The organism is Burkholderia sp. 9779_493, assembly GCF_015712215.1.
Taxonomy (GTDB): Bacteria; Pseudomonadota; Gammaproteobacteria; order Burkholderiales; family Burkholderiaceae; genus Burkholderia; species Burkholderia cenocepacia.
In genome coordinates, this window is record NZ_JACCQA010000032.1 from 51,844 (window position 1) to 69,352 (window position 17,509).

Below are 17,509 nucleotides of genomic sequence, written 5' to 3' on the forward strand. Positions count from 1 at the left end.
GAATGCCGCGGCCCGGTGATACACTCGCATCACCTCGTCCCTTCCACTCGACATGAAATTCTGCTCCGTCTGCGGTCACGAAGTCCTCGCGCGCATTCCTCCGGGCGACAACCGCGAGCGCTTCGTCTGCGATCACTGCGGCACGATCCATTATCAGAATCCGCGCAACGTCGTCGGCACGGTGCCGGTCTGGGGCGACCAGATCCTGCTGTGCCGCCGCGCGATCGAACCGCGCTACGGATTCTGGACGCTGCCGGCGGGCTTCATGGAAATGGGCGAAACGACGGCGGAAGCCGCCGCGCGCGAAACGCTCGAGGAAGCCGGCGCGCGCGTCGAGGTGCAGAACCTGTTCACGCTGCTCAACGTGCCGCACGTGCACCAGGTCCACCTGTTCTACCTCGCACGGCTCACCGACCCGGCCTTCGAAGCCGGCGAGGAAAGCCTCGAAGTGAAACTGTTCGACGAAGCCGACATCCCGTGGGACGAGATCGCGTTCCCGACCGTCAGCCAGACGCTGCGCTTCTTCTTCGCCGATCGCGCCGCCGGCGACTACGGCGTGCACACCGGCGATATCTTCCGCTCGCTGCGCAACGGCTGAGCCCCGCTCCCATGGTTCCCTGGCTCGGCCCGGACGATCCGTTTCCGTCCATCGAACGCGCGCTCGGTCCCGCGACCGGCGCGCCCGGGCTGCTCGCCGCGAGCGCCGACCTGCTGCCGTCGCGGCTCATCGACGCCTACCTGCGCGGCATCTTCCCGTGGTACTCGGACGGCCAGCCGGTGCTGTGGTGGAGCCCCGACCCGCGCATGATCCTCGTGCCGGCCGAATTCAAGGTATCGCCGTCGCTGCGCAAGACGCTGAAGCGCGTGCTGCGCGAGCCGGGCTGGGAAGTGCGCGTCGATCACGACTTTCCCGGCGTGATGCGCGCCTGCGCGCAAGCGCCGCGCCGCGGGCAGCGCGGCACCTGGATCACCGCCGAGATCATCGACGCCTATACGTCGCTCTACCGCTCCGGCAACGCGCACAGCATCGAGACGTGGCACGACGGGCGCCGCGTCGGCGGCCTGTACGGCGTGTCGTTCGGCCGGATGTTCTTCGGCGAGTCGATGTATGCGGACGTGACCGATGCGTCGAAAATCGCGCTGGCCACGCTCGTCGCGCACCTTCGCGAGCAGGGGCTGGAGATGATAGACTGCCAGCAGAATACGTCGCATCTAGCGTCGCTCGGCGGCCGCGAGATCGCACGCAAGGCCTTTGTCGCTCACGTGCGCAGCGCGGTAGCCGAACCGCCGATTCCGTGGCAGTTCGACAAGCGCGTGCTCGCCGCGCTGACGAGCCCCGCCGAAACGGCGGCGCCCTCCGGGACCGAGCGCTAGCGCGGCACTCCTTCCCTGCATCGAGAGCTGCCCATGACTCACCCGACTGAGCTGCCGCTTTCACCGCTTTCGGCGCTGCAATTCTATGCAACGGCGCCCTATCCGTGCAGCTATCTGGACGGCCGCATCGCGCGCTCGCAAGTCGCGACGCCGAGCCACCTGATCAATTCCGACATCTACACCGAGCTCGTGAAGGCCGGCTTCCGCCGTTCGGGCGTCTTCACGTACCGCCCGTACTGCGACGGCTGCCGCGCATGCGTGCCGGTGCGCGTGCCGGTCGGCGAGTTCGCGCCGACGCGCACGCAGCGCAGGATGTGGAAGCGGCACCGCGCGCTGGTGGCGACGGTCTCGCCGCTGCACTACGACGAAGAGCACTACGCGCTCTACATGCGCTACCAGTCCGCGCGCCACGCGGGCGGCGGCATGGACCGCGACAGCCGCGACCAGTACGAACAGTTCCTGCTGCAAAGCCGGATCAACTCGCGCCTCGTCGAATTCCGCGACCTCGACGCACCGGGCGGCGAACCCGGCAAGCTCCGGATGGTCAGCATGATCGACATCCTCGGCGACGGGCTGTCGTCGGTCTATACGTTCTTCGAGCCCGACGACCGGCACACGAGCTACGGCACCTACAACATCCTGTGGCAGATCGAACAGGCGAAGAGCCTCGGGCTGCCCTACGTGTACCTCGGCTACTGGATCCGCGAGAGCCCGAAGATGGCCTACAAGGCGAACTTCCATCCGCTCGAAGGGCTGATCGACGGCCGCTGGAAGACGCTCGATCCGGAGCGTGTCGACCTGCCGCCCGTCGACGCGGCGCTGGCGCGCGCGCCGTTGCCGGGTGGGCATTCCGGCTCGGGCTGATGCACGCCGCGGCGGCTACGAAGCGAAGCGCGCCCGTGCCGCGCAACTCCCGGTAAAATAGCGGGTTGTCATTCATTCCGGCCGTCCGCCCAATTCCCGTGTTCAGTTCCCTCTACCCGCTGGCCCGCGCATCCCTGTTCAAAATGGATGCGGAAGACGCTCACCACCTTACGCTGCGCGCGCTCGGCGCGGCCGGCCGCACGGGCCTCGCCTGCGCGCTGTCGGCCCGCGTGCCCGACGCGCCGCGCACCGTGATGGGGCTCACGTTCCGCAATCCGGTCGGCCTCGCGGCCGGCCTCGACAAGGATGGCGCAGCCATCGACGGCCTCGCGGCGCTCGGCTTCGGCTTCATCGAGGTCGGCACCGTCACGCCGCGCCCGCAGCCCGGCAATCCGCGCCCGCGGATGTTCCGGCTGCCGCAGGCCGAGGCGCTGATCAACCGGATGGGCTTCAACAACCACGGCGTCGACCAGTTCGTGAAGAACGTCCAGGCCGCCCGCTATCGCGGCATCCTCGGCCTGAACATCGGCAAGAACGCCGACACGCCGATCGAGCGCGCCGCCGAGGATTACCTGTACTGCCTCGAGCGCGTGTACCCGTTCGCGAGCTACGTGACGATCAACATCTCGTCGCCGAACACGAAGAACCTGCGCCAGCTGCAGGGCGCGGGCGAGCTCGACGCGCTGCTCGCCGCGTTGAAGGACAAGCAGCAGCGCCTCGCCGATCTGCACGGCAAGCTCGTGCCGCTCGCGCTGAAGATCGCGCCCGATCTCGACGACGAGCAGGTCAAGGAAATCGGCGACACGCTGCTGCGCCACAAGATCGAAGCGGTCATCGCGACCAATACGACGCTGTCGCGCGCGGCCGTCCAGGGCCTGCCGCATGCGGACGAAGCCGGCGGCCTGTCGGGCCGCCCGGTGTTCGACGCGTCGAACGAAGTGATCCGCAAGCTGCACGCGGAAGTCGGCAACGACGTGCCGATCATCGGCGTCGGCGGCATTTTCTCCGGCGAGGACGCCCGCGCGAAGCTGGCGGCCGGCGCGGCGCTCGTCCAGCTCTATACCGGCTTCATCTATCGCGGTCCGGCACTCGTGTCGGAATGCGTGAAGGCGATCGCCCGCGAACGCACCGCGTAATATAGCCATAAGCAAACTATATTTAGTCATCGATAGCATTTTTGCTATCATCGACGCATGACCAAAACCATTGACCCCGACAGGGCAAGGAACACACGATGAAATTTTCGCTGCTGAAGAAGCTGCTGGTGGCCGGCGTGATCGGCACGTCGTTCGCTGCGGCGACCGCGCACGCGGCCGACCTCCTCGACCAGGTCAAACAACGCGGCACGCTGCGGGTCGGCCTCGAAGGCACGTTCCCGCCGTTCAACTCGAAGAGCCCGCAAGGCGAACTCGTCGGCTTCGACGTCGACATCGCGAAGGCCGTCGCGGCGAAGCTCGGCGTGAAGGCCGAATTCGTGACGACCGAATGGAGCGGCATCATCGCCGGCCTGCAGGCCGGCAAGTTCGACGTGATCGCCAACCAGGTCGGCATCACCGACAAGCGCAAGGAAACGCTCGACTTCTCGCCGGCGTACACGTACTCGTCCGCGCAGCTGATCCAGCGCAAGGACGACACGCGTCAGTTCAAGTCGCTGGAAGACCTGAAGGGCAAGAAGCTCGGCGTCGCGCTCGGCACGAACTACATGGACATGGCGAAATCCGTGCCGGGCATCGACGTGAAGACGTACCCGGGCGCGCCCGAGTACCTGCGCGATCTCGCGGCCGGCCGCCTCGACGCCGCGCTCAACGACCGCCTGATGCTCGCGTACCTGACGAAGAATTCCCAGCTGCCGCTGCGCCCGGGCGCGAACGTCGGCTCGGCGAACCCGTCGGGCATCCCGTTCAAGAAGGGCAACCCGAAGTTCCAGAAGGCGATCGACGACGCGATGGCGCAACTCGAGGCCGACGGCACGTTCACGAAGATCTCGGACAAGTGGTTCGGCATCGACGTGACGAAACCGATCAAGTAAGCACGCCTGCATTTCCCGCCTGACGGCGGGCCGGAAAGGGTGGCATCCGCAACGATGCCGCCCTTTGTTTTATTGGTCCGGTTTATGATTGCGCTTTCGCGCACGCATTCGATTCGTATTCCATGTCGACAACGTCCCTGCTCGTCCAATCGCTGCCGGTGCTCGCCCAGGGTGCCGTACTGACCGTCAAGTTCGCCGTGCTGTCGATGGTGTTCGGCCTGCTTGGCGCGGTCGTGCTCGCGATGATGGGCATCCGGCAAAGCGAGGCGCTCGACGGCTTCGAACGCATCTGGGTCAACGCGCTCGCGTGGCTCGCTCGCGCGTATGTGAGCCTGATGCGCGGCACGCCGCTGCTCGTGCAGATCTTCGTCATCTATTACGGGCTGCCGAGCCTCGGCATCTCGCTCGACCCGACGCCGGCCGGCGTCATCGCACTGTCCGCGAACGTCGCCGCGTACATGTCGGAAAGCATGCGCGGCGCGATCAACGGGATCGCGCGCGGCCAGTGGCTCGCCGCGTACAGCCTCGGGCTGTCGTGGGGGCAGACGCTGCGCTACGTGATCGGCCCGCAGGCGCTGCGCATCGCGGTGCCGAGCCTGTCCAACAGCCTGATCAGCCTGATCAAGGACACGTCGCTCGTGTCCGTGATCACCGTGACCGAACTGCTGCGCAGCGCGCAGGAAGTGATCGCGGCGACCTATCAGCCACTGCCGCTCTATCTCGCCGCCGCGGCCGTGTACTGGATCCTGTGCCAGATCCTCGAATGGGTGCAGCGCTGGTACGAAAAGCGCCTGTCGCTGCCGTCGCGGCACTGAACCACGCAGTCGCGCCGGGCCGCGCTCGCGGGCCCGGCCTCTCCGTCCCGCCTATTCGCCCGAATAGCGCACGCCGAGCATGGCGCGCGCCGCATCGGTCATCGCGATCATCTGCCGCGAATGATCGTGCGTCATGATCGGACTTTCGGTTTCGCCCGCGCGCAGCAGGTCGCAGAAATGCGCGGTTTCGTAGTTCAGCCCGCCGCCTTCGACCGGCGCATCGAGTTCGACGGTGCGCCCGTCCGCGTAGCGGATCGTCGCACGCGCGGGGTTCCACCACTTCTCGTGAATCGTCACGTGACCGCCCGCCGCCGCGAGCAGCGCGTCGCCGCGCCCCATCACGTCGAGCCCGCAAAAGAGCTGCGCGATCCCGCCGTTCGCATGCACGCTGTTCAGGCTCGCGAACAGGTCGACGCCGGTCGCGCCGACGCGGCCGAGCGTCTGCACGTCGCGCGCCGCGCCGAGCCAGTCGACGGCCAGGAACGCCTCGTAGATGCCGATATCGAGCAATGCGCCGCCCGCACGATCGAGGCGATAGACGGAATGATCCTCCGGCACCGACGACGATGCGCAGCCCGCCCGCACGAGCCGGATCTCGCCGATCGGATCGTCGCGCAGATGCGCACGTAGCTGACGGTACAGCGGGAAGAACGGCGGCTTCATCGCCTCCATGAAGAGCAGCCCGGCATCGCGCGCCGCGTGCAGCACCGTGTCGAGTTGCGCGGCGTTCAGCGCCGCGGGTTTCTCGCACAGCACGGCCTTGCCGGCGGCCAATGCGGCCAGCGTGTACTGCGCGTGACTGTCATGGAGCGTCGCGATGTAGACGGCGTCGAGATCGCTCGCGAGGAGCGCGTCGAGGCTCGCGGCAGGCGTGCCGCCGTATGTCTCGCAGAAGGCGGCCGTTGCGTCGGCGCGGCGGGCCCAGGCACCGGCGAGCATGGCGCCCGGCACGTGCGCGAGGCTTTGCGCGAAGCGGCGCGCAATGCTGCCTGCACCGACGATGCCGAAGCGCACCGGGCGATGGTCGTTGTCGTTCATCCTGATCTTCCGTGTCGGTCGTATGACGGTAGCCGGCACGCTGCCGGCCGGACGTCATGATAAACGGCCCGGCGGCACCAGGATGAGCAACGACACGCGCCGCGTCAGGCACGCACCGGCACGTCGACCGAGAAATCGCGCGAAATCTCGTCCGCGCTGAAGTCGATCAGCGCGAGCGAGGCCGCTTCGGCTTCGCGCGGGTCGCGCCGCTCGATCGCATCGACGACGCGCGCATGCGCCTTCACCGCGATGTCGTGCGCGCCTTCCTTCTGCACGACGCGCGGATTCACGAGACGCACGGCCCCGCGCACGATCGCCGCCATCTGCTGGAAGAACTGGTTGCCGCTCGCCTGGACGATCCGCGTGTGCAGCAACTCGTCCGCCGTGTCGTAGCCGGGGTCGCCGGGCTGCAGCACCTTGAACGCGTCGAACGCTTCGCGAATGCCGGCGATATCGGCCGCCGTCGCACGCACCGCCGCCTGCGCGGTCGCACGTGGTTCGATCAGCATCCGGAATTCGATGACGTCGCGCATGAACTGCGGATCGGGCTTTGCCCGAAAGCGCCAGCTCACGACGTCTTCGTCGATCATCCGCCAGTCGCGCATCGGCCGCACGCGCGTACCGACTTTCGGACGCACGTCGAGCATGTCGCGCGCAAGCAACATCGACAACGCTTCCCGCATCACCGTGCGGCTCACATCGAACTCTTTCGACAGCACGTCCTGCGGCGGCAAGATGCCGCCATACTTGTCTTCGACGATACCCGAGACAAGCCCATCCATCACTTTGGCGACCAGTGACCGGTCTTTGCCCTGCTCCATGACACCTCCCCGTGCGTCGATTTGCGAACACCTGCTCCGCAGTTCCGCCGGCCCTGGTTACTACTCTGTTCTTATGATCTATAAGTTGATGAGTTCGAGGATATTTCGCTATCTGGTAAACACCTGACAGGGTTATCCCTCTTTTGAACGGGGTAGATTTATACGGCTAAAAAAAAGGCCCGGGAAGCGCGCCGCGCCTGCCGGACCCCGGTTTACACAAGATTTAAACATTCAATCCATGACGGCGCTACCGCGCCATTACGGACTGCTTCTCATTCAGATTCAAGCAGCCGGATAAACGATCGTTTCAACGCCGTTTTCCGTGCCGAGCAAGCACAGATTCGCGCCGCGCTCGGCGAACAGGCCGACCGTCACGACGCCCGGCCATGCGTTCACCTGCGCTTCGAAACCGCGCGGATCGGCAATCTGCAAGCCCTTCACGTCGATGATCTCGTTGCCGTTGTCGGTAATGTACGGTGCGCCGTCCTTCGTCACGCGCAGCACGGGCACGCCGCCGAGCGCGGTCACGCGCCGGCCGATCGCCGTACGCGCCATCGGCACGACCTCGATCGGCAGCGGGAACGCGCCGAGCACCGGCACGCGCTTGCTGCCGTCCGCGATGCAGACGAACGTATCGGCCACCGACGCGACGATCTTCTCGCGCGTGAGCGCGCCGCCGCCGCCCTTAATCATCGCGCCGCCGGCGTCGATCTCGTCGGCGCCGTCGACGTACACCTGCAGCGCGTCGATCTCGTTCAGGTCGAACACCTTGATGCCGTGCGATTTCAGGCGTTCGGTCGTGGCGACCGAGCTCGACACGGCGCCGCGATAGCGCGACTTGACGGCGGCGAGTGCGTCGATGAAGCAGTTGGCGGTCGAGCCGGTGCCGACGCCGATCACGGCGCCTTCCGGCACGTTCTGGATCACGTAATCGGCGGCGGCCTGGCCGACGAGGCGTTTGAGTTCGTCTTGAGTCATGGCGTGGTAATGCTGCGGGATTGCGGAAAACCGCCAGTTTACCGGAGTCGGCGGACGCCCCCGCGTTTTTCGGCGTGCGGGGCGTCGCGTATTCAGCGCGTATTGGCCGCCGGCGCGTGGTCCGCCGCTTGCGTGCCGGGGAAGTACTTGTCGAGCAGCGCCTGCGCGATCGCGTCGCTTTCGGCATCCGGATTGCCCGCGTAATCGGACGGCCGGAAATGCATCTGGAACGCCGCGAACACGCGCCGCGTGCGCGCGTCGAGCACGCCGTCGGTCGGCACGTCGTAGCCGTAGCGCGCGAGCTTGAGCTGCAGGTCGCGCACGTCGACCGGCGCATGCGGGTCGCGGCCGCCGAGCCGCGCGGCGACGGTCGCGTCGTCCGGCCATGCGCCCACGCCGGCTTGCGCGAGCGCATGCCATGGGAACAGCGGGCCGGGATCGATCTTGCGTTGCGGCGCGATGTCGCTGTGCCCGACCACGCGCGTCGGCGCAATCCCGTAGCGCGCGACGATGTCCTTCGCCAGGCGGGTCAGCGCGTCGACCTGTTCGGGCGAATACGGCTGCCAGGTGCGATGCTGCGGATCGAGCGGGCCGCGGTTCACGTTCTCGATGCCGATCGACACCGCGTTCAGCTCGGTCGTGCCCTGCCACTCGCTGATGCCCGCGTGCCACGCACGCTGCGCCTCCGGAACGAGCTGGTAGACGACGGGCATGCCGCGCTCGGTGCGCGGCTGCGGCGGGACGACGTAATGCACGCTGACCGAATCGCCGGTCAGCGTGCGCAGCGATTTCGTCTCGTCGCTTTCGGTGTAATGCATCACGAGAAAGCGGATCCGCGAATCCGCGCCGCGCGCATGCAGGCTCGTATCGGCGTAGTAGGTGCCGCGTTCGACGAGCGACGGCGACGTGCAGGCCGCCAGCAGGCCGAGCACGGTGCAGGAGACGCCAACGCGGAACAGGGTCATCGGTCGCGGGTTCCGGAGAACCGCGTGCCGCCTTGCTTCGCGGCACGCGTCGTTCGGGTCATTCGACGCCCGCGCATCGCGCGCGGGACGGGTCGGGTCGGCCCCGGGGTCAGCCCTTCACGCGCCGCTGGCGCACGGCTTCGTACAGGCACACGCCGCTCGCGACCGACACGTTCAGGCTTTCGACGCTGCCGGCCATCGGGATGCTCATCACTTCGTCGCAGGTGTCGCGCGTGAGCCGGCGCATCCCTTCGCCTTCCGCGCCCATCACGAGCGCGACCGGGCCGTCGAGCTTCGTTTCGTAGAGCGTCGCCGGCGCCTCGTCCGACGTGCCGATGATCCACACGCCGGCTTCCTTCAGCTCGCGCAGTGCGCGGGCGAGGTTCGTCACCGTGATGTACGGCACCGTATCGGCCGCACCGCTCGCCACCTTGGCGGCGGTCGCGTTCAGCCCGACCGCCCGGTCGCGCGGCGCGATCACCGCGTGCGCGCCGGCCGAATCGGCCACCCGCAGGCATGCGCCGAGGTTGTGCGGATCGGTGACGCCGTCGAGCACGAGCAGCAGCGCGGGCCCGTTGATGCCGTCGAGCAGCTCGGACAGGTTCTGCGCAAGCGGCATGTCCTCGACACGCGCGACGACGCCCTGGTGACGCTCGGTGTGCGCGAGGCCCCACAGGCGCGTTTCGTCGGCTGCGATCAGCCGCACGCCCGCTTCCTTCGCGGCGTGCAGGAACTCCTGCATGCGGCGGTCGCGGCGCGTCTGGTCGTACAGCACCTCCGCAACCGTCGATGCATCGTGCCGCAAACGTGCGGTCACCGCATGAAAACCGTAAAGAACCTTCAGACGTGACATGACTGGAACAACCTTCGATCAAACGTGCGGTCGCGCGACGTGCGCAGCCGCGATCCATGGAAAAGGAAAGCGCCGCGTGGCCGGCCGATGACCGGTGACGCGGCGTCTCTCGATACTGCAGGGCGTGCGCGTACGCCGCCCCGAACGCTCAATACTTCTTGCGGGCGCGGGTCTTCTTCGCGGTCGGCTTCGCCGGCGCGCCACCACCGCCCTTCTTCTTCGCGGCGCCACGCGCGGCGCGCGCCTCCTGCACCGCGACGCTCGGCGCGCTCGCGGCCTTCTTGCGACGCGGCACGGTTTCCTCGACCGGCGGCAGCGCGCGCACGCGCGGGCCATTGCCGTTGCCGTTGCGATCGACGCCGGCAGCCGGCGCGGGCGACGGACGCGGCGCCTTCACCGGCGTATCGCGCACGAGGCGGAAATCGATCTTGCGCGCATCGAGATCGACGCGGCTCACCTGCACGCGCACGCGATCCGACAGACGATAGCGGATGCCCGTGCGTTCGCCGCGCAGCTCGTTCTTGATCTCGTCGTACTGGAAATAGTCCGAGCCGAGTTCCGTCACGTGCACGAGGCCTTCGATGAACAGCGTGTCGAGCTGCACGAAGATGCCGAACGACGTCACGCCGTTCACCATCCCGCCGTACTCCTCGCCGAGCTTGTCGCGCATGAAGTAGCACTTGAGCCACGCCTCGACGTCGCGCGACGCTTCGTCCGCACGGCGCTCGTTCGCCGAGCAGTGCAGGCCGAGCTCTTCCCAGATCGCGGTGTTCGAGCGCGAGCGGCCGCGCGCTTCGTCGTCGGCCTGCTGCATCGCGCGGGCGCGCGGCGACAACGCGGTGTTCAACTCGAAGCCTTCCGGCGCCTTCGGCGTGTACTTCTTGCCCGACAGGATCGCGTAGATCGCGCGGTGCGTGAGCAGGTCCGGATAGCGACGGATCGGGCTCGTGAAGTGCGCGTATGCCTCGTACGCCAGGCCGAAGTGGCCGATGTTGTCCGGGCTGTAGACGGCCTGCTGCATCGAGCGCAGCAGCATCGGCTGCAGCATCTGCGCGTCCGGGCGGTCGCGGATCTGCGCCATCAGCGCCGCGTAGTCGCTCGCGTGCGGCTTGTCGCCGCCGCCGAGCGACAGGCCCATGCCGCGCAGGAACGCCCGCAGGTTCTCGAGCTTCTCCGGCGTCGGCCCCGCGTGCACGCGGTACAGGCCCGGATGCTTGTTGCGCTTCAGGAAATCGGCCGCGCAGACGTTCGCGGCCAGCATGCATTCCTCGATCAGCTTGTGCGCGTCGTTACGCTGGCGCGGCACGATCTGCTCGATCTTGCCCTGCGAGTTGCAAACGATGTAGGTCTCGGTCGTGTCGAAGTCGATCGCGCCGCGCTTCTGACGGGCGGCGAACAGCGACTTGTAGACGCCGTACAGGTCCTGCAGGTGCGGCAGCAGGTCCGCGCGACGCGCGGCCTCCGGCCCCTTCGTGTTCGACAGCACGGCCGCGACTTCGGTGTACGTGAGGCGCGCCGCCGAATGGATCACGGCCGGGTAGAACTGGTAGGCCTTGATCTCGCCGCGCGCGGTGATCACCATGTCGCATGCGAGCACGCAGCGATCGACCTGCGGATTCAGCGAACAGAGACCGTTCGACAGCTTCTCCGGCAGCATCGGGATCACGCGGCGCGGGAAGTAGACCGATGTGCTGCGCTCGAGCGCGTCGGCGTCGAGCCCGGTACCCGGCTGGACGTAGTGCGACACGTCGGCGATCGCGACGATCAGCCGGAAGCCGTCGCCGCGGCCGACCTTGACCGGCTCGCAGTAGACGGCGTCGTCGAAGTCGCGCGCGTCCTCGCCGTCGATCGTCACGAGCGGCACGTCGCGCAGGTCGACGCGGAAACGCAGGTCGGCCGGCCGCACCTTGTCGGGCAGCGCGGCGGCTTCGTCGAGCGCCGGCTGGCTGAATTCGTGCGGCACGCCGTACTTGCGCACCGCGATTTCGATTTCCATGCCCGGATCGTCGATATCGCCGAGCACTTCGACGACACGGCCGAGCGGCTGCGAATGGCGGCTCGGGAAATCGGTCAGCTCGACGACGACGACCTGCCCGACCTTCGCCTTCTTCACGTTCTGCGTGATCAGGATGTCGTGGCCGATGCGCTTGTCTTCCGGCGCGACGATCAGCGCGCCGTTCTCGTTCAGCAGACGGCCGATCACGCGCTTGTTCGCGCGGTCCGTGACTTCGACGACATGCCCTTCCGGCCGGCCGCGGCGATCGTAGCCGACGATCCGCGCGAGCACGCGGTCGTTGTGCATCACTTTCTGCATTTCGCCGTTCGGCAAGAACAGGTCGTCCTGGCCGTCGTCGCGGATCACGAACCCGTAGCCGTCGCGATGCCCCTGCACGCGCCCGGCGACGAAATTCGACGGATGGGTCAACTGGTAGTGGCCACGCTTGTCGAGGCGGATCTGGCCGTCGCGCTCCATCGCGGCGACACGCCGGAAGAACCCCTCGCGCTCCTGACGCTTGATCGACAGTGCTTCGGCGATGTCGTTGGCGGCCAGCGGCGCGTCGCTCGTACGCAACACGCCGAGAATCTCTTCACGGCTCGGAATGGGGTACGGATATTTGCTCAAGGGTTTGTCGATGATTGTTCTCGTTGCGTTGACTGATGGTGCACGGCATCAACATAGAGGTGTCCGTCAGACAGTTCTATATTGACGGCGGCGGGTCATTCTATCACCCGCCTGTGTCGCCAAATGACCGGAATGCCGCCGGCGCGGGCGTCGACGGCCGGTTTGCGATGCATCGCAAAAAAGTGTTGACAGGAATAATTGGGGCGCTATAATTTCGCTTCTTTGCAGCAAGCAGCTACTGCAAAACGTGCCCAGGTGGCGGAATTGGTAGACGCACTAGGTTCAGGTCCTAGCGGTGGCAACATCGTGGAGGTTCGAGTCCTCTCCTGGGCACCACTTGATTTATAAAAAAGGTCGGCTTTTGCCGGCCTTTTTTCATTTCGGCGCTTGCGTCGCGAGCGTCCGTCCCCTGCCCTTATGTCGGCCGCTCCGATCGATAGCAGAATTTATCGGTTATCAATCGTCGTCCCCGTTGTTACGTTAGCCGCCTCGCTTTCAACGCATCCAACGAGGAGCCCCCTTCATGACGTCGATGAACCGCCGCGCATTCGCGCGCGCGATGCTGGCCGCGGGCCTCACTGCCGCCGGCGTCCGCGCGCACGCCGAGAACGCGCCGGCCACCCTGCGCATCGGTTACCAGAAGTCGTCGACGCTGATCACGCTACTCAAGACGCGCGGCACGCTCGAGCAGGCGCTGACGCCGCTCGGCCTGCGCGTGTCATGGCACGAATTCGCGAGCGGATTGCCGCTGACCGAAGCGCTCAACGTCGGCGCCGTCGACTTCAGCGCCGACGTGGCCGATACGGTCCCGGTCTTCGCGCAGGCCGCGCATGCGCGCTTCGTGTACATCGCACAGGAGGCGCCCTCGCCGAAGGCGCAGGCGATCGTCGTCAAGCAGGACAGCCCGCTGCGCACGCTTGCCGATCTCAAGGGCCGACGCATCGCGGTCACGAAGGCAGCCGGCAGCCACTACTTGCTGCTTGCCGCGCTCGCCCGCGCGAAGCTCGCGCCTGCCGACGTGGCGATCCATTACCTGACGCCCGCTGACGGCCGCGCCGCATTCGAGCGCGGCAGCGTGGACGCATGGATCACGTGGGATCCCTATGTCGCGTCAGTCGACCGGAATCCCGACGTGCGGATTCTGGCCGACGGCAACGGACTCGCGTCGTACCAGCGCTATTACCTCGCATCGAGCAGCTTTGCCGCGGCGCGCCCCGACGTCGTCCAGATCCTGTTCGACCAGTTGTCGCTGGCCGGTACGTGGCTGCGCGACCATCCGCAGGAGGCCGCGACCACGCTCGCACCGATCTGGGGACTCGATGCCACGACGATCGCACGTGCGAATGCGCGACGCAGCTACCTCGTCCGCGCGGTGGCCCCGCAAAACTTCGGCGAACAACAGAAGATCGCGGACACGTTCCTGGCGGCCGGACTGCTACCCGCTCGCGTCGATACGGGCCAGGCGCAGCGCTGGAATTTTGCGACGAAGCGCGCGGAGCCGATCGGCGGGTGACGGTCGGCTGCCAAGGCGCGCAGTATTTTTAGCGTGCCGGATGAAATTGTGTTGACAGACTTCGTCAGCACGCTACAATAGCGGTCTTCGCACTGCAGTAAGCGAAACGTGCCCAGGTGGCGGAATTGGTAGACGCACTAGGTTCAGGTCCTAGCGGTGGCAACATCGTGGAGGTTCGAGTCCTCTCCTGGGCACCACTCGATTTATAAAAAAGGTCGGCTTTTGCCGGCCTTTTTTCATTTCCGGCGCTCAAATAAATATGTGCGCTCGCGTCGACGTATCCCCTCCCAACATCACACTCGGCGGTCGTCGCGGCTCGCACGCCCTCCTGCAGGACAATCACGCCGCCAGATTAATATTTTCGTCCGCCCCTCAAATTCTATTGACAGATTCTTCCGGCACGCTAGAATAGCGGTCTTCGCACTGCAGCAAGCGAAACGTGCCCAGGTGGCGGAATTGGTAGACGCACTAGGTTCAGGTCCTAGCGGTGGCAACATCGTGGAGGTTCGAGTCCTCTCCTGGGCACCACTCGATTTATAAAAAAGGTCGGCTTTGCCGACCTTTTTTCATTTCCGGCGCCCAGCACCGGGCGCGCTTACGGAATCTCCGTATCGCGTATCTTCCCTCTCCCCGCCTCACGTACCGTCGATCGGCACACGACTGCATTCGGCCCCTTCACGTCACTCCGCCCCACGCGAACCCTCCGTCGTAGAAAAACCGGGATTTCCCTAGGCTGACAGGCCGTCCCTCACGCGGTTAAATAAATCAACGTGATTTATTTAATGCGCCGCCGAGCGGTGCGACATGGAAGGAGACGCCATGAGAAGCCCGCACTTCGGCCAGGGAAGCAATTCGGCCAACGTGCGCCGTTACAACGAGCGCCTGCTGCTGAAGACGCTGCGCCGCGCCGGCAGCGCGTCGAAGGCCGACCTCGCGCGTCTCGCGAACATGACGGGCACGGCGGTCGGCAGCATCATCGGGGCGCTCGCCGACGCGAAGCTGATCGAATTCGCGGGTCGCACCGAAGGCCAGCGCGGCCAACCCGCTTCGCTGATCCGCCTCGATCCGCGCGGTGCATTCGGCATCGGCGTCCATCTCGACCGGATGCGCATCGAGACGGCGCTTGTCAATTTCGCGGGCGACGTGCTCGGCCGCCGCTCTCACGACACGCTCCTGCCGCCGCCCGCCGACGTGCTCGAGATCGTCCGTCACGACATCGACGCAATGCAGGCCCTGCTCCCCGACCATGAACGCGCACGCCTGACCGGCATCGGCGTCGCGCAGCCGTACAACCTCGGCGCGTGGATGCGCGAACTCGGCCTCGCACCCGACACGTTCCGCGCGTGGGAAGACGTCGACTTCGCGGCCGACCTCGGCCGCACGCTGTCGCTGCCCGTGTTCGGCGAAAACGACGGCAACGCGGCCGCGATCGCCGAACTGTTCTACGGATATGGCCGGCAGTGCGACGACTTCGTCTACCTGTTCATCGGGCCGGCGATCGGCGGCGGCATCGCGATCGACGGCGACTGCCTGCGCGGCGTGACCGGCAATGCGGGCGACATCGCGGTGATTCCGGTGCCGCCGAGCCGGCTGGCCTCCGCGCCGCCGCCGCGCGGCCCGTGGGACATCCTGCTCGCGCGCGCCTCGCTGCATGCGCTCGTGCGCCACCTGCGCCATCACGGCGAGACGGTCGAGAACCGCGCCGATCTCGAAGCCTGCATCGCGCGCGGCCTGCCGGCCGTCGACGAATGGATCGACGACTGCGTCGACGCGCTCGCACCGGCGTTGCGCGCGGTGCTGTGCGTGATCGACGCGCCGGTGGTCGTGCTCGACGCCGACACCGACGCGGGCCTGCTCGACGCGGTCACGAGCCGCCTGCGCGCGGCGCTCGTGGCGACTGCACCCGAAGCGCGCGGCACGCCCGTGCTCGTACGCGGCACGTTCGGCGCCGACGCCGGCGCGATCGGCGCCGCCACGCTGCCGATGTTTTTCAACTTCTCCCCGCGGGCCGGCATCCTCAAGGGCGCCCGCACCGACTCGCAGGAGGTCAACCATGTCGCGATCTGAGTCGCCCCGTCCGTTGCTCGAGATGCGCGGGATCAGCAAGACGTTCCCGGCCGTCCGCGCGCTCGACAACGTCAGCCTGACCGTCTATCCGGGCGAGATCCATTCGCTGATGGGCGAGAACGGCGCGGGCAAATCGACGCTGATGAAGATTCTGTCGGGCGCGTACCGCGCCGACGCCGGCGGCGAGATCCTGATCGACGGTCAACGCATCGACATCGACGGCCCGCTCGCCGCGCGCGATGCCGGCGTCGCGGTGATCTACCAGGAGCTGTGCCTGTCGCCGAACCTGACCGTCGCGGAAAACATCTACGTCGGCCGCGAACTGCGCCGCGGCAACCGGCGCTGGGGCACGATCGACCGCGCGGCGATGGCGCGCGGCTGCCAGGACGTGCTCGCGCGCCTGGGCGCGCCGTTCGGGCCCGACACGCTCGTCGACACGCTGTCGATCGCCGAACAGCAGCTCGTCGAAATCGCGCGCGCCGTACACACCCGCGCCCGCATCCTCGTGATGGACGAGCCGACCACGCCGCTGTCGTCGCGCGAAACCGAGCACCTGTTCCGCCTGATCCGCCAGTTGCGCGAGGAAGGTCTCGCGATCATCTACATCAGCCACCGGATGGCGGAGATCTACGAGTTGTCCGACCGCGTATCGGTGCTGCGCGACGGCACGTACGTCGGCACGCTCGAACGCGCGGCGCTGTCGGCCGAGCGGCTCGTCGCGATGATGGTCGGGCGCGACATCTCCGGTTTCTACAAGAAGGAACACGCGCCGTACGACCCCGGCCACCTGCTGCTGTCGGTCCGCGACGTCGCCGACGGCGCGCGCGTACGCGGCTGCAGCTTCGATCTGCATGCCGGCGAAGTGCTCGGCATCGCCGGCCTCGTCGGCGCGGGCCGCACCGAACTCGCGCGGCTGATCTTCGGGGCCGAGCCGCGCGTGCGCGGCGACGTGAAGCTGGGCGAACGCACGTTCGGCGCGCACTCGCCGCGCGACGCGATCGACGCGGGCCTCGTCTACCTGACCGAGGACCGCAAGCGCCAGGGCCTGTTCCTCGACATGAGCGTGCGCGACAACATCAACATCTCTGTGTGCAACCGCGATGCGCGGCTCGGCGCGCTCGACCTCGCGCGCGGCGCCGAACGGGCGCGCGACGCGATCGCGTCGCTGTCGATCCGCGTGCCGCACGCCAACGTCAACGTCGGCGCGCTGTCGGGCGGCAACCAGCAGAAAGTGCTGCTGTCGCGCCTGCTCGAGACGAAGCCGCGCGTGCTGATCCTCGATGAACCGACACGCGGCGTCGACATCGGCGCGAAATCCGAGATCTACCGGATCATCAACGAATTGGCCCGTGCCGGCGTGGGCGTGATCGTGATCTCGAGCGAACTGCCGGAAATCATCGGCGTCGCCGATCGCGTGCTCGTGATGCGCGAGGGCGAGATCGCGGGTGAACTCGGCGGACACACGCATACGCCGATCACGCAGGAAGCGATCATCGCGCTCGCCACCGGCTCGCAGGCCGAACTGGCCGACGCGCACTGAGCCCCGCCCTTTTCATTTCACTCTCACTT

At 66.9% G+C, this 17,509-nt stretch carries 15 protein-coding genes and 3 tRNA genes; 12 read left to right on the plus strand and 6 right to left on the minus strand.

Going from position 1 to position 17,509, the window contains the following annotated elements:
* Nucleotides 1–52: 52 nt before the first annotated feature.
* From H0X95_RS27180 to H0X95_RS27205, 6 genes are all read left to right on the plus strand, one after another.
* A complete protein-coding gene (locus H0X95_RS27180; protein WP_006484214.1) occupies nt 53–598 on the plus strand; it encodes an NUDIX hydrolase in 546 nt (181 codons plus the stop codon).
* Nucleotides 599–609: 11 nt separating this feature from the next.
* A complete protein-coding gene (gene aat, locus H0X95_RS27185) occupies nt 610–1,374 on the plus strand; it encodes a leucyl/phenylalanyl-tRNA--protein transferase (RefSeq protein WP_006495309.1) in 765 nt (254 codons plus the stop codon).
* 33 nt (nt 1,375–1,407) lie between these two features.
* Nucleotides 1,408–2,238: an arginyltransferase gene (locus H0X95_RS27190; protein ID WP_006484143.1), complete on the plus strand. Its 831-nt coding sequence runs from the start codon at nt 1,408–1,410 to the stop codon at nt 2,236–2,238.
* Between the two features lie 98 nt (nt 2,239–2,336).
* Nucleotides 2,337–3,374: a quinone-dependent dihydroorotate dehydrogenase gene (locus H0X95_RS27195; RefSeq protein WP_012492588.1), complete on the plus strand. Its 1,038-nt coding sequence runs from the start codon at nt 2,337–2,339 to the stop codon at nt 3,372–3,374.
* Between the two features lie 98 nt (nt 3,375–3,472).
* A complete protein-coding gene (locus H0X95_RS27200) occupies nt 3,473–4,267 on the plus strand; it encodes a cystine ABC transporter substrate-binding protein (protein WP_006476115.1) in 795 nt (264 codons plus the stop codon).
* A gap of 122 nt (nt 4,268–4,389) precedes the next feature.
* A complete protein-coding gene (locus H0X95_RS27205) occupies nt 4,390–5,082 on the plus strand; it encodes an amino acid ABC transporter permease (RefSeq protein WP_006484207.1) in 693 nt (230 codons plus the stop codon).
* Nucleotides 5,083–5,133: 51 nt separating this feature from the next.
* On the opposite strand, the gene H0X95_RS27210 is transcribed toward H0X95_RS27205, so the two are convergent.
* The 6 genes from H0X95_RS27210 to rnr form a co-directional block, all read right to left on the minus strand.
* The gene (locus H0X95_RS27210) at nt 5,134–6,120 is read right to left on the minus strand and encodes a Gfo/Idh/MocA family protein (protein WP_125333190.1); all 987 of its coding nucleotides are present in this window, start codon (nt 6,118–6,120) and stop codon (nt 5,134–5,136) included.
* A gap of 104 nt (nt 6,121–6,224) precedes the next feature.
* The gene (locus tag H0X95_RS27215) at nt 6,225–6,941 is read right to left on the minus strand and encodes a FadR/GntR family transcriptional regulator (protein WP_006484155.1); all 717 of its coding nucleotides are present in this window, start codon (nt 6,939–6,941) and stop codon (nt 6,225–6,227) included.
* Nucleotides 6,942–7,223: 282 nt separating this feature from the next.
* Entirely contained in the window at nt 7,224–7,919 is a 696-nt protein-coding gene (gene rpiA, locus H0X95_RS27220; RefSeq protein WP_048986587.1) for a ribose-5-phosphate isomerase RpiA, read from the minus strand.
* Nucleotides 7,920–8,011: 92 nt separating this feature from the next.
* A complete protein-coding gene (locus H0X95_RS27225; RefSeq protein ID WP_058901412.1) occupies nt 8,012–8,884 on the minus strand; it encodes an N-acetylmuramoyl-L-alanine amidase in 873 nt (290 codons plus the stop codon).
* Nucleotides 8,885–8,993: 109 nt separating this feature from the next.
* Nucleotides 8,994–9,737 (minus strand): 23S rRNA (guanosine(2251)-2'-O)-methyltransferase RlmB, encoded by a 744-nt coding sequence (rlmB, locus tag H0X95_RS27230; protein WP_006484150.1) that lies wholly within the window; start codon nt 9,735–9,737, stop codon nt 8,994–8,996.
* A 148-nt stretch (nt 9,738–9,885) separates the two neighbouring features.
* Entirely contained in the window at nt 9,886–12,360 is a 2,475-nt protein-coding gene (gene rnr, locus H0X95_RS27235; protein WP_006484152.1) for a ribonuclease R, read from the minus strand.
* Between the two features lie 249 nt (nt 12,361–12,609).
* Here rnr and H0X95_RS27240 point away from each other — a divergent pair.
* The 6 genes from H0X95_RS27240 to H0X95_RS27265 all read left to right on the plus strand — a co-directional run bounded on the left by H0X95_RS27240 (nt 12,610) and on the right by H0X95_RS27265 (nt 17,480).
* Nucleotides 12,610–12,696 (plus strand) — tRNA-Leu (locus tag H0X95_RS27240).
* Nucleotides 12,697–12,883: 187 nt separating this feature from the next.
* Nucleotides 12,884–13,873, plus strand: a complete 990-nt coding sequence (locus tag H0X95_RS27245) for an aliphatic sulfonate ABC transporter substrate-binding protein (protein WP_034201835.1) — start codon at nt 12,884–12,886, stop codon at nt 13,871–13,873.
* A gap of 110 nt (nt 13,874–13,983) precedes the next feature.
* Nucleotides 13,984–14,070 (plus strand) — tRNA-Leu (locus H0X95_RS27250).
* A 244-nt stretch (nt 14,071–14,314) separates the two neighbouring features.
* Nucleotides 14,315–14,401: transfer RNA gene (locus H0X95_RS27255), tRNA-Leu, on the plus strand.
* A 291-nt stretch (nt 14,402–14,692) separates the two neighbouring features.
* On the plus strand, nt 14,693–15,940 hold the full coding sequence (locus tag H0X95_RS27260) for an ROK family protein (protein ID WP_006491498.1): 1,248 nt from the start codon (nt 14,693–14,695) through the stop codon (nt 15,938–15,940).
* Nucleotides 15,927–17,480: a sugar ABC transporter ATP-binding protein gene (locus H0X95_RS27265; protein ID WP_060210822.1), complete on the plus strand. Its 1,554-nt coding sequence runs from the start codon at nt 15,927–15,929 to the stop codon at nt 17,478–17,480. The genes H0X95_RS27260 and H0X95_RS27265 overlap by 14 nt, the downstream gene beginning before the upstream one ends.
* The last annotated feature ends 29 nt before the right edge of the window (nt 17,481–17,509 follow it).